The organism is Brucella haematophila (genome assembly GCF_005938105.1).
Classification (GTDB): Bacteria; Pseudomonadota; Alphaproteobacteria; order Rhizobiales; family Rhizobiaceae; genus Brucella; species Brucella haematophila.
Genome location: NZ_VCPE01000016.1, coordinates 17,466 through 30,074, shown reverse-complemented (window position 1 = coordinate 30,074; position 12,609 = coordinate 17,466). Strand labels below are relative to the sequence as shown.

Below are 12,609 nucleotides of genomic sequence, written 5' to 3'. Positions count from 1 at the left end.
CTCCTATGACTGCAATTATCGACATCGTCGGCCGCGAAATTCTTGACAGCCGCGGCAACCCGACCGTCGAAGTGGACGTAGTGCTTGAAGATGGCTCTTTTGGCCGTGCCGCTGTTCCATCCGGCGCATCGACCGGCGCCCATGAGGCCGTCGAGCTGCGCGATGGCGGCAGCCGCTATCTCGGCAAGGGCGTGGAAAAGGCTGTTGAAGCCGTGAATGGCAAGATTTTCGACGCCATTGCAGGTCTCGATGCTGAAAGCCAGCTGCTCATCGACCAGACGCTGATTGACCTCGACGGCACTGCCAACAAGGGCAATCTCGGCGCCAATGCCATTCTCGGTGTGTCGCTGGCTGTTGCCAAGGCTGCCGCTCAGGCAACCGGCCTGCCGCTCTATCGCTATGTTGGCGGCGCGAATGCGCATATTCTGCCAGTGCCGATGATGAACATCATCAATGGCGGCGCACATGCCGACAATCCAATCGACTTTCAGGAATTCATGATTCTGCCGGTTGGCGCATCGTCGATCCGTGAAGCTGTGCGTTATGGCTCGGAAGTCTTCCACACGCTGAAGAAGCGCCTCAAGGACGCTGGCCACAACACCAATGTCGGCGATGAAGGCGGCTTTGCTCCGAACCTCAAGAGCGCCCAGGCTGCCCTCGATTTCGTTATGGAATCGATCGAAAAGGCTGGCTTCAAGCCGGGTGAAGACATTGCTATCGGTCTTGATTGCGCATCGACCGAATTCTTCAAGGACGGCAACTACGTCTATGAAGGCGAACGCAAGACCCGCGATCCGAAGGCGCAGGCCAAGTATCTGGCCAAGCTCGTTGCCGATTATCCGATCGTCAGCATTGAAGACGGCATGGCCGAAGACGATTGGGAAGGCTGGAAGTACCTGACCGACCTCGTTGGCAACAAGTGCCAGCTGGTTGGCGACGATCTGTTCGTCACCAACTCGGCCCGTCTGCGCGATGGTATCCGTATGGGCGTTGCCAATTCGATCCTCGTGAAGGTCAACCAGATCGGCTCGCTGTCGGAAACGCTCGATGCCGTCGAAACCGCGCATAAGGCTGGCTACACCGCTGTCATGTCGCACCGTTCGGGCGAAACCGAAGATTCAACCATTGCCGATCTGGCGGTTGCCACGAATTGCGGTCAGATCAAGACCGGCTCGCTGGCCCGTTCGGACCGTACGGCGAAGTACAATCAGCTCATCCGCATTGAAGAAGAACTCGGCAAGCAGGCTCGTTATGCAGGCCGCAGCGCGCTGAAGTTCCTCTAATCGGAACTGAAGGTAACGTTGAAAGGCGGGCCCTGTGCCCGCCTTTTTCGTTGCCCTTGAGGCCGCATCGACATGTCATCCAGTTCTGATTTTGACTCCGCTCAAATATATTGATATCAATATTATTATCTTTGCCATGTGCTGGCCCTGAAGTGGGCGCAGAATGGCAGACATGAAGCGGCTCAATCCCGTACCGACCCGAGCCGTATTGGGGGGAGATCAAAGGGAGAGAGAAAATGGCCTATATTGAAGGTTTCGTCGTCGCCGTTCCGAAGGCGAACAAGGAAATCTATCGCAAACATGCCGCGACTGCTGCCGAACTGTTCAAGGAGTTTGGCGTCACGCGCATGGTCGAAGCTTGGGGCGACGATGTCCCTGATGGCAAGGTGACCGACTTCCGCCGGGCCGTGCAGGCAACGGACGATGAGGAGGTGGTTTTCTCCTGGTTCGAGTATCCCGACAAGGCCACGCGCGATGCGGCCAATCAGAAGATGATGAGCGATCCTCGCATGGCTGCGATGGGCAGCGAGATGCCCTTCGATGGCAAGCGCATGATCATGGGCGGGTTCTCAACGATTCTCGATGTGTGATCGTTTGGACGTCTGATAAGGAATAAATCGGCAATCAGGGATTGATGATGATTGCCGATTTCCCTCTTTAAGAGTGAATTTAAAAAAATACACCGTCTTGTGAACACCTAATCTGTTTCACAAAAATAGGGTTAATCTTTCCCTGACATATGGCTGCGGTAAAGCTCTGTTAAGCAAAATAATGCTTCATGGTGGAATTCGGATTGGCGGTTACAGCTTGAGATTCGCTGCCGTCAAAATCATCCGGGAAGGAAGCCGCAATGTGGACCAAGCAGAAACGTAAATCGATCCGTGGGCGCTTTATTTTGCCCATCCTGACGGCTGCGTTTCTCAGCTATTTCGGCTTCCACGCCTATCACGGCGAATTCGGGCTCTACGCCCGTATCCAGCTTGAAGAGCAAAAGGCGAACCTGACAAAGCAGCTCGAAAAAATCAGCGGTGAGCGTGCCGCACTCGAAAAGCGCGTCGGGCTTCTGCGTGACGGATCCATTGAAAAGGATATGCTTGACGAGCAGGCGCGCAGAGCGCTTAATCTCTCCCATCCCGATGAAGTGACAATTATTACCTCTCGGGAAGACAGATCGAATTAACTGAATTCCGGTTAATTGTCTTTTTGTGATATGTTTTTAAGGGCTTGGTAGCATAGCAGCTATGCTCTGGGTGCATATTGTATCTTGTAATATGCCCGTATAACGTCACAATATAACGACAATCTTAGGGAGCGAGATATGGCACCGAGGGCTAAAAGGGCGCCTGCTGGCAAAACGCAGACGTCTTCCGTCACTACCCCCAAGGCACCTGCGCCTGTAAACTTCACCAAGGAGCAGGAGCTGCACGCCTATCGCGAGATGCTGATGATCCGGCGTTTCGAAGAAAAAGCCGGCCAGCTTTATGGCATGGGCTTCATTGGTGGCTTCTGCCATCTCTATATCGGACAGGAAGCTGTCGTCGTTGGCATGCAGACCGCGCTGAAGGAAGGTGATCAGATCATCACGTCCTATCGCGACCATGGTCACATGCTGGCAACAGGCATGGAAGCGCGCGGCGTCATGGCCGAGCTGACCGGACGCCGTGGAGGCTACTCCAAGGGCAAGGGTGGCTCCATGCACATGTTCTCCAAGGAAAAGGGCTTTTACGGCGGTCACGGTATCGTCGGCGCTCAGGTTCCACTTGGTACCGGTCTTGCCTTTGCGAACAAGTATCGCGGCAATGACAACATTTCCGTCACCTATTTCGGCGATGGCGCGGCCAATCAGGGCCAGGTCTACGAAGCCTTCAACATGGCATCGCTGTGGAAGCTCCCGGTGATCTACGTCATCGAAAACAACCGTTACGCTATGGGTACTTCTGTTTCGCGTTCTTCCGCTGAGACTGATTTCTCCAAGCGCGGCGTTTCGTTCAACGTTCCGGGCATCAAGGTCGACGGCATGGATGTTCGCGCCGTTGCTGCCGCTGCCGCACTCGCTGCCGAATGGACGCGTTCCGGCAAGGGCCCGCTGATTCTCGAAATGGAAACCTATCGCTATCGCGGTCACTCCATGTCCGATCCTGCGAAGTATCGCTCGAAGGACGAAGTGCAGAAGATGCGTTCGGAGCATGATCCAATCGAGCAGGTCAAACAGCGCCTGATTGAAAAGAACTGGGCCACCGAAGAAGAGCTGAAGGAAATCGACAAGGAAGTCCGCGACATCGTCGCTGATTCGGCCGATTTCGCTCAAAACGATCCGGAGCCGGATGTTTCCGAGCTCTACACGGATATTCTGCTCTAATTCGGGAAAGGTGTTGTCATGCCCGTAGAAATTCTCATGCCCGCCCTTTCTCCGACCATGGAAGAAGGCACGCTTTCCAAGTGGGTGAAAAAGGAAGGCGACAAGGTTACGTCCGGTGACGTGATTGCCGAGATCGAAACCGACAAGGCGACGATGGAAGTCGAAGCCGTTGATGAAGGCGTCATCGGCAAGATCCTGATCGCAGAAGGCACCGAAGGCGTGAAGGTCAATACGCCGATTGCCGTGCTGCTCGGTGACGGTGAAAGCGCTTCCGATATCGGTTCGGCTCCGGCTGCCAAGGCTGAAGCGCCGAAAGAAGAAGCTCCTAAGGAAGCTCCGAAGGCCGAAGACAAGCCTGCTGCCAGCGTCCCTGCTGCGCCGAAGGTTGAAGTCGCTTCCGATCCGGATATTCCGGCTGGCACGGAAATGGTTTCGATGACCGTGCGTGAAGCACTGCGTGACGCCATGGCCGAAGAAATGCGCCGTGACGAAAACGTCTTCATCATGGGTGAAGAAGTTGCCGAATATCAGGGCGCTTACAAGATCACCCAGGGTCTTCTCGACGAATTCGGCCCGCGCCGTGTTGTCGATACGCCGATTACCGAGCATGGCTTTGCCGGTGTGGGCGTTGGTGCGGCTATGGCCGGCCTCAAACCAATCGTTGAATTCATGACCTTCAACTTCGCCATGCAGGCGATTGACCAGATCGTGAATTCGGCTGCCAAGACGCTTTACATGTCGGGCGGCCAGATGGGCGCTCCGATGGTGTTCCGCGGTCCTTCGGGCGCTGCTGCACGCGTTGCCGCACAGCATTCGCAGTGCTACGCCGCATGGTATAGCCAGATTCCAGGCCTCAAGGTCGTCATGCCTTACTCGGCTGCTGATGCGAAGGGTCTTCTCAAGGCTGCAATCCGCGATCCGAACCCGGTCATCTTCCTCGAAAACGAAATTCTCTACGGTCATCATTTCGAAGTGCCGAAGCTGGATGATTTCGTTCTGCCGATTGGCAAGGCTCGCATTCACAAGCAGGGCAAGGACGCGACCATCGTTTCGTTCGGCATCGGCATGACCTATGCGGTCAAGGCTGCTGAAGAACTGGCGGAGCAGGGCATCGATGTTGAAGTCATCGATCTGCGCACCATTCGCCCGATGGATATTCCGACGGTCGTGGAATCGGTCAAGAAGACCGGTCGCCTCGTCACCGTTGAAGAAGGTTATCCGCAGTCGTCCGTTGGTACCGAAATCGCCACCCGCGTAATGCAGCAGGCTTTCGATTATCTCGATGCGCCGATCCTGACCATTGCGGGCAAGGACGTTCCGATGCCTTACGCCGCAAATCTCGAAAAGCTGGCGCTGCCGAATGTGGCCGAAGTCGTGGAAGCGGTGAAAGCCGTGACCTACTCCGCTTAACGAAAGGGTCTGGACATGCCGATCAATATCACCATGCCAGCGCTTTCTCCCACGATGGAAGAAGGCAACCTGTCGAAATGGCTGGTTAAGGAAGGCGACAAGGTTACATCCGGCGATGTGATTGCCGAGATCGAAACCGACAAGGCCACGATGGAAGTCGAGGCTGTTGACGAAGGCACCGTTGCCAAGCTGGTTATTCCGGCTGGCACCGAAGGCGTCAAGGTCAACGCGCTGATCGCCATTCTGGCCGCTGATGGCGAAGACGTCGCGGAAGCAGCAAAGGGCGGCGGCGCTGCCGCTCCCAAGGCGGAAGCAAAGGCCGAGGCTCCGAAGGAAGAGCCGAAAGCTGAAGCCAAGAAGGATGCTGCACCTGCTGCAGCGCCTGCTCCGGCAGCTGCCGCGCCCGCACAGGCACCTGCGAAGGGCGAACGCGTTTTCGCTTCTCCGCTTGCACGCCGTATCGCCAAGGACGCCGGCGTCGATATCGCCGCCGTGAAGGGCACAGGTCCGCATGGTCGCGTCGTTCAGCGCGATGTGGAATCCGCTATTCAGTCGGGCGGTGCGAAAGCAACTGCTGCTGCGCCGCAGACTGCGGCCAGTGCTCCGGTTGCCAAGCCGATGTCGGACGATGCCGTTCTCAAGCTGTTCGAGGAAGGTTCTTACGAAATCGTGCCGCATGACGGTATGCGCAAGACCATTGCTCGTCGTCTGGTGGAATCGAAGCAGACCGTTCCGCATTTCTACCTGACGATTGATTGCGAACTCGATGCGCTTCTGGCGCTTCGCGCGCAGATCAACGCGGCTTCGCCGATGATCAAGACAGAGAAGGGCGAGGTTCCGGCCTACAAGCTCTCCGTCAACGACATGATCATCAAGGCGACTGCTCTGGCGCTTCGTGATATCCCGGAAGCCAATGTTTCCTGGACTGAAGGCGGCATGATCAAGCACAAGCGTTCGGATGTCGGCGTTGCCGTTTCCATCCCGGGCGGCCTGATTACGCCAATCGTCCGTCACGCGGAAAACAAGACGCTGTCCGCCATCTCCAACGAGATGAAGGATCTGGCCAAGCGCGCGCGTGATCGCAAGCTGAAGCCAGAGGAATATCAGGGCGGTTCGACCTCGGTTTCCAACCTCGGCATGTTCGGCGTCAAGGATTTTGCCGCCATCATCAACCCGCCGCATGCGACCATTTTCGCAATCGGCGCAGGTGAAGAACGCGTCGTGGTGAAAAAGGGCGAGATGAAAGTGGCGACAGTCATGTCGGTCACGCTTTCTACCGATCACCGCGCAGTCGATGGCGCTCTTGCCGCCGAACTGGCGCAGGCCTTCAAGCGGCACATCGAAAATCCGATGGGCATGCTGGTCTGATGGAATTGAAGCCGCGCCCTTCTTTTTAGAAGGGCGCGGCCTTTCCGCTTTCAGGAATAAGGGCAAGAACTATGGCCGACATTTACGACGTTATTGTTATTGGATCGGGACCGGGCGGTTACGTAACGGCGATCCGTGCTGCGCAGCTGGGCCTCAAGACGGCAATCGTTGAGCGCGAGCATCTGGGTGGCATCTGCCTCAACTGGGGCTGCATTCCGACCAAGGCGCTGCTGCGTTCGGCGGAGATTCTGCATTTCGGTGAACATGCCAAGGACTACGGTCTGAAGCTGGAAGGCACCATCACGCCTGACGTGAAAGCTGTTGTGCAGCGTTCGCGCGGCGTTTCGGCGCGTCTTAACGGCGGCGTCGCCTTCCTCATGAAGAAGAACAAGATCGACGTGATCTGGGGCGAAGCCAAGCTCGTCAAGGGCGCTTCCAGCTCCAATCCCGCCGAAATTTCGGTCGGCAAGACCTCGAAGCAGCCGATGCTGCCGCAGAACCCGGTGCCGAAGGGCGTGCTGGGCGAGGGCAGCTACAAGGCCAAGCACATCATCGTCGCGACTGGTGCGCGTCCGCGTGCGCTGCCTGGCATCGAGCCGGATGGCAAGCTGATCTGGACCTATTTCGAAGCCATGGTGCCGCAGGACCTTCCAAAGTCGATGCTGGTCATGGGTTCGGGCGCAATCGGCATCGAATTCGCATCGTTCTATCACGACATGGGCGTCGATGTGACGGTTGTGGAAGTGATGCCGCAGATCATGCCGGTGGAAGATGCGGAAATCTCCGCCATCGCCCGCAAGCAGCTTGAAAAACGCGGCCTCAAGATCATCACCGACGCCAAGGTTGCGAAAGTGGAGAAGGGCGCCAACAACGTCACGGCTTCCATCGAGACCAAGGACGGCAAGGTGCAGAAGCTGACTGTCGACCGGATGATTTCGGCTGTTGGCGTTCAGGGCAATATCGAGAATCTCGGCCTTGAAGCGCTCGGCGTGAAGACGGATCGCGGCTGCATTGTCATTGACGGCTATGGCAAGACCAATGTCGAAGGCATCTACGCCATCGGCGACGTTGCCGGTCCGCCGATGCTGGCCCACAAGGCCGAGCATGAAGGCACGATCTGCGTTGAAAAGATTGCAGGCGTTCCGAATGTGCATTCGCTCGACAAGGGCAAGATCCCGGGCTGCACCTATTGCAATCCGCAGGTTGCTTCGGTTGGCCTGACGGAAGCCAAGGCCAAGGAACAGGGTTTCGACATTCGTGTCGGTCGTTATTCCTTCACCGCAAACGGCAAGGCGATTGCTCTCGGCGAGGATCAGGGTCTGGTCAAGACGATCTTCGACAAGAAGACCGGCCAGCTTCTGGGCGCGCATATGGTTGGTGCGGAAGTCACCGAGCTTATCCAGGGCTTCGTGATTGCCATGAACCTTGAGACCACCGAAGAAGAGCTGATGCATTCGGTCTTCCCGCATCCGACCCTTTCGGAGATGATGAAGGAAAGCGTACTCGACGCTTATGGCCGTGTGCTGAACGCATAATCCTGAAAAGTTGCAGACTTTTCGGATAAGATTGTGCGGGTGAGTACCGCTTAAACAGCAGGAGTTGCGCACATTCCGCTGATCGAAAATGGAGAGCCATGGCGGCGTGCCGCCTGGCCGATCATAAAATGGTGTACCGTCATCGGTCTGACGCTTGGATTTGTTGCCGGCGTCTTGAGTCTGCTCGGCGGTAACACCATATCGGTCAACGGATTGGCGCTCGCTGGCTGGTACGGTGTCTGGACGCTTACTTTGGCGCTTGGCGTTGGCGGCCTGGCCTTCGGCCTGATCTGGGCTCTGGTTTTCAGGGCTCTCGGCATGGCTGCGCGGCGATGAGTAGCAAATGGTCCAAGTTGACAGGTCTGTGGTCAGGGCTTAGGACCGGACCAAATTAAGGAGCGTTCCACATTCTTTTGGGAACAGGCTCCGGATAGGCAGGAAACAGCATGGTTACAGTTCTCAATACGGTCAACCAGAGCGGACGTCTGCGGCACCCGGAAAAGGCGCACCGCCCGGACAATGAAGTCCTGAAGAAGCCCGACTGGATTCGCGTCAAGGCTCCGGTCTCGCGCGGCTATAATGAAACGCGCGAAATCGTGCGTTCCAACAAGCTCGTGACCGTCTGTGAAGAAGCTGGCTGCCCGAATATCGGCGAGTGCTGGGAAAAGAAGCACGCCACTTTCATGATCATGGGCGAAATCTGCACACGCGCTTGCGCGTTCTGCAATGTTTCGACCGGCATTCCGACGCCGCTTGATCCGAATGAACCGGAAAATGTCGCCAAGGCCGTCAAGCAGATGGGCCTGACCCATGTGGTCATTACCTCGGTGGATCGCGACGATCTGGCCGATGGCGGCGCACAGCATTTTGCCGACGTTATTCTCGCCATCCGCGCCGCTGCGCCTGCAACGACCATCGAAATTCTGACGCCGGACTTCCTGCGCAAGGAAGGCGCTCTGGAAATTGTGGTCAAGGCTCGCCCGGACGTGTTCAACCACAATCTGGAAACTGTGCCGTCGCGCTACCTTAAGGTTCGTCCCGGTGCACGTTATTTCCACTCGATCCGCCTGTTGCAGCGCGTCAAGGAACTCGATCCGACCATTTTCACCAAGTCTGGCATCATGGTTGGCCTCGGCGAAGAACGGAATGAAATCTTGCAGCTGATGGACGACCTTCGTTCGGCTGACGTGGATTTCATGACTATCGGTCAGTATCTGCAGCCAACCCGCAAGCACCATCCGGTCATTCGCTTTGTGACGCCGGACGAGTTCAAGTCGTTTGAAACCATCGGCAAGACCAAGGGCTTCCTGCTGGTCGCCTCCAGCCCTCTGACGCGTTCTTCGCATCATGCTGGCGACGATTTTGCAAAGCTAAAAGCCGCCCGCGAAACGCAGATTGCGAACCGGGCATCGTAAAACATGCCGCAGTTTACGACCGTCAGACGGGTGCATCACCGGGCCGATCAGATGTTCGCGCTCGTTGCGGATGTCGAGAAATACCCGGAATTTCTACCAATGTGCGAAGCCTTGTCGATCCGCTCTCGTAAGGAGCGCGACGGCAAGGCCTTGCTGATTGCCGACATGACGGTCGGGTACAAACTGATCCGCGAAACTTTCACCAGCCAGGTGCTGTTGAAGCCGGACGATAGTGTCATCGACGTCAAATATCTCGACGGCCCGTTTCGCTATCTCGATAATCGCTGGACGTTCAAGTCTGTCGAGGACGAAGCCTATTGCGACGTCGAATTCTTCATCGACTATGAGTTCAAGAGCCGCACTCTCGGCCTGCTGATGGGCACGATGTTCGATCTGGCCTTCAAGAAATTCTCGGAAGCCTTCGAAAAGCGCGCCGACCAGATCTACGGTTTGTAATCAAACGGCGTTTACTGCGCCGTATACCCACCATCTACCATCAATGACGATCCGGTGATGAACGAAGCCTCGTCACTGGCGAGGAAGAGCACAGCGCTTGCCACTTCTTCCGCGCGGCCAAGGCGGCCCATCGGGTGCAGGGCGACAAGAGCATCCTTCTTGTCGTCGGGAACATCTTTCAGAAGCGGTGTGTCGATATAGCCGGGGCAGACGGCATTCACGCGGATATTCTGCGTGCCGTAATCGATGGCCAGAGTCTGGGTCAGAAGTTTCACACCACCTTTTGCCGCTGCATAGGCTGTCACGCCCGATTTGCCGACATGGCTGTGGATCGATCCGCAATTGACGATGACGCCGCCGCCTTGCGAACGCATCTGGTCGATTGCGTATTTATCGCAGAGGTAAACGCCGGTCAGATTGATATCGATGGTCTTCTGCCAGGCGCTTTCGTCAAGCTCGTCGATGGGGCCGTCCGCCGCAATACCGGCATTGGCGAACATGATGTCGAGACGACCGTAATTTTCCACTGTTCGGGCAATAAGCTCCTGAACAGCTTTGGTTTTTGTCACATCTGTCTTGATGAAAATGGCCTGCTGGTGTGTTCCGGCAAGTTCGTCGGCCAGTTGCTGGCCGTGATCGGCATAATCGGCAATGACGACACTTGCACCTTCACGTACAAAGGCCCGGACCGTCGCTTCCCCGATACCGCTTGCCCCACCCGTTACGATGGCCACTTTGCCTTTGAAACGCATTGCCTATGTTCCTCATCTTGAATTGATAAGCAGAGGATAGGGCGGCAGTGCGGAAAGTACATGCGTTGGCGTTAGGCGTCGCGCAAATTTGTCAGCACCAGTTCCAGCGCGGCAAGAACCGTTGCATGGCGAATATCCGCACGGCTTTTCGGGCCGAAACGGCATTCGCGGTGCAGGGTTGGCTGGCCGCTGCGTGCGGAGGCTATATGGACAAGTCCAACAGGCTTTTCGTCCGAGCCGCCGCCGGGTCCCGCAACGCCGGTGACTGCAATGCTGATACCTGCGCGCGAATGCTTCAGCGCGCCTTCGGCCATGGCAATCGCCACTTCCTTCGAGACAGCGCCGACCTGACCGATCAGTTCCATCGGCACGCCGATCATTTCAGTCTTGGCTTCATTGGAATAGGTAACGAAGCCACGATCCACCACATCGGACGAACCGGCAATGTCGGTCAAGGCGCCAGCAATCAGCCCGCCGGTGCAGGATTCCGCGGTCGCAATCATCAGGCCAGCCTTGCGGCAGGCTTCCAGCACTGCGATTGCTTCTTTCTCTGCGACGAGTTCGCTCATTCCGGCACTTCACCGGGATAAATGACGGTCGCCGTCGCAATGGCGGCGATGCCTTCACGACGACCGACAAAGCCGAGCTTCTCGTTGGTCGTGGCCTTGATGGACACGCGGTCGGCGGCGATGCCCAACATATCGCAGAGTGCTTCCGTCATGGCAGCGCGATGTGGCCCGACCTTCGGCGCTTCGCTGATCAGCGTCACATCGACATTGGCGATGCGTCCGCCAGCCTCGCGAACAATCTTGGCTGCATGCTCGATGAAGATGCGCGAGGCCGCGCCCTTCCATTGCGGATCCGATGGCGGGAAATGTGTACCGATATCGCCTGCGCCGCGCGTGGCGAGCAGGGCGTCGGTGAGGGCGTGAAGAGCCACATCGGCATCGGAATGGCCGTTGAGCTTTGCTTCATGCGGGATTTTCACGCCGCAGAGCGTGACATGGTCGCCCGGCTCGAAGGAATGTACGTCATAGCCATTGCCCGTGCGAATATCCGGAAAGGCGGCGTGGTCTTGCCGCAGGCGCTTGTCTGCCATTTCGATGTCCTTTGCCCAGGTAAGCTTTGTATTGTCAGCCGAGCCTTCGATGATGCGCACGGCGAGGCCCTGCCATTCGGCAATGGCGGCATCGTCGGTGAAATCCGTGCGACGGATGGCGAAGGCTTTTTCGTGCGCGTCGAGTATAGGCGCATAGGGAAATGTCTGCGGAGTCTGCGCCGCGAACAGACCGGCGCGGGGAACGGTGGTCTTGACTGTTCCGTCGATGGCCGATTGTTTCAGTGTGTCTGAAACGGCCAGCGCGGGGAGGACGCCTTCCTCCGGTGTCAGGTTGCCGACGATCCGTTCAAGCAGTCCCTGCGTGATGAAGGGGCGCACGCCGTCATGGATCATCACATAATGCGGCGCATGTTCCGTGAGGGCGAGTAGCCCCAGCCGTGTAGATTCCTGCCGTGTGGGGCCACCGGTCACGACGATGACGTCTTCGTGGCTTTCCGGTATGGCGCGTTCATAAAGCAGGTGATCGTCGGGATGGATGACGACAACGATCTTGTCGACCAGCGGACAGTCGATAAAGGCGCGCAACGTCCGCGCGAGCACGGCTTCGCCGCCGATGCGCCGGTATTGCTTCGGCCCTTCGACGCTCTGCCCCGCCCGTTCGCCTCGGCCGGCTGCCACAATGACCGCTGCTGTTTTCGAAATGATCTTTGCCTTTGCCAAAGTTGGTCGCTTGGAAGCCGAATAATGCCTTGCATCGATAAATGCCAGACGGCAATTGATTTATTGCATATTCCAGAAACATGCCTTCCAAAAGCGAGGGGCGCTTTCGGGGCAAAGATACGCATAAAAACAACAAGTTAAAGCGTACTTCTCAAATGACGCAAAATGCAATGCTATCTGCGTGCTTTTCCTTGCGTTCAAAAGATGAACTGATTAAAGTGTGTGCGTTATGCATCATGCACATGAAATAG

The 12,609-nt window shown here is 56.9% G+C and carries 13 protein-coding genes; 10 read left to right on the top strand and 3 right to left on the bottom strand.

Features of this window, described 5'->3' with window-relative positions; genetic code table 11:
* Nucleotides 1-5: 5 nt before the first annotated feature.
* From eno to FGI60_RS20570, 10 genes are all read left to right on the top strand, one after another.
* Nucleotides 6-1,283, top strand: a complete 1,278-nt coding sequence (gene eno / locus FGI60_RS20610) for a phosphopyruvate hydratase (RefSeq protein WP_138786793.1) — start codon at nt 6-8, stop codon at nt 1,281-1,283.
* Between the two features lie 236 nt (nt 1,284-1,519).
* On the top strand, nt 1,520-1,873 hold the full coding sequence (locus FGI60_RS20605; RefSeq protein ID WP_078340401.1) for a DUF1428 domain-containing protein: 354 nt from the start codon (nt 1,520-1,522) through the stop codon (nt 1,871-1,873).
* A gap of 260 nt (nt 1,874-2,133) precedes the next feature.
* Nucleotides 2,134-2,463, top strand: coding sequence for an FtsB family cell division protein (locus tag FGI60_RS20600; protein ID WP_078340402.1), 330 nt, complete (start codon nt 2,134-2,136; stop codon nt 2,461-2,463).
* A gap of 138 nt (nt 2,464-2,601) precedes the next feature.
* On the top strand, nt 2,602-3,642 hold the full coding sequence (gene pdhA / locus FGI60_RS20595) for a pyruvate dehydrogenase (acetyl-transferring) E1 component subunit alpha (protein WP_078340403.1): 1,041 nt from the start codon (nt 2,602-2,604) through the stop codon (nt 3,640-3,642).
* An 18-nt stretch (nt 3,643-3,660) separates the two neighbouring features.
* A complete protein-coding gene (locus FGI60_RS20590) occupies nt 3,661-5,052 on the top strand; it encodes a pyruvate dehydrogenase complex E1 component subunit beta (protein WP_138786792.1) in 1,392 nt (463 codons plus the stop codon).
* A gap of 15 nt (nt 5,053-5,067) precedes the next feature.
* Nucleotides 5,068-6,420 carry a pyruvate dehydrogenase complex dihydrolipoamide acetyltransferase gene (locus tag FGI60_RS20585; protein WP_138786791.1) on the top strand — a complete coding sequence of 451 codons (1,353 nt, stop codon included), beginning with the start codon at nt 5,068-5,070 and terminating at the stop codon, nt 6,418-6,420.
* 71 nt (nt 6,421-6,491) lie between these two features.
* A complete protein-coding gene (gene lpdA / locus FGI60_RS20580; protein WP_138786790.1) occupies nt 6,492-7,955 on the top strand; it encodes a dihydrolipoyl dehydrogenase in 1,464 nt (487 codons plus the stop codon).
* A 174-nt stretch (nt 7,956-8,129) separates the two neighbouring features.
* Entirely contained in the window at nt 8,130-8,291 is a 162-nt protein-coding gene (locus FGI60_RS26345; RefSeq protein WP_171058823.1) for a hypothetical protein, read from the top strand.
* Between the two features lie 110 nt (nt 8,292-8,401).
* Nucleotides 8,402-9,370, top strand: a complete 969-nt coding sequence (gene lipA / locus FGI60_RS20575) for a lipoyl synthase (RefSeq protein WP_078340407.1) — start codon at nt 8,402-8,404, stop codon at nt 9,368-9,370.
* A gap of 3 nt (nt 9,371-9,373) precedes the next feature.
* Nucleotides 9,374-9,826 carry a type II toxin-antitoxin system RatA family toxin gene (locus FGI60_RS20570; protein WP_138786789.1) on the top strand — a complete coding sequence of 151 codons (453 nt, stop codon included), beginning with the start codon at nt 9,374-9,376 and terminating at the stop codon, nt 9,824-9,826.
* 11 nt (nt 9,827-9,837) lie between these two features.
* Here the strand turns inward: FGI60_RS20570 and FGI60_RS20565 are convergent, their stop codons facing one another.
* From FGI60_RS20565 to FGI60_RS20555, 3 genes are all read right to left on the bottom strand, one after another.
* Nucleotides 9,838-10,578 (bottom strand): SDR family NAD(P)-dependent oxidoreductase, encoded by a 741-nt coding sequence (locus FGI60_RS20565; RefSeq protein ID WP_138786788.1) that lies wholly within the window; start codon nt 10,576-10,578, stop codon nt 9,838-9,840.
* 71 nt (nt 10,579-10,649) lie between these two features.
* Nucleotides 10,650-11,147, bottom strand: coding sequence for a CinA family protein (locus FGI60_RS20560; protein WP_138786787.1), 498 nt, complete (start codon nt 11,145-11,147; stop codon nt 10,650-10,652).
* On the bottom strand, nt 11,144-12,358 hold the full coding sequence (locus FGI60_RS20555) for a bifunctional 2-C-methyl-D-erythritol 4-phosphate cytidylyltransferase/2-C-methyl-D-erythritol 2,4-cyclodiphosphate synthase (protein WP_138786786.1): 1,215 nt from the start codon (nt 12,356-12,358) through the stop codon (nt 11,144-11,146). The genes FGI60_RS20560 and FGI60_RS20555 overlap by 4 nt, the downstream gene beginning before the upstream one ends.
* Between the last annotated feature and the right edge of the window lie 251 nt (nt 12,359-12,609).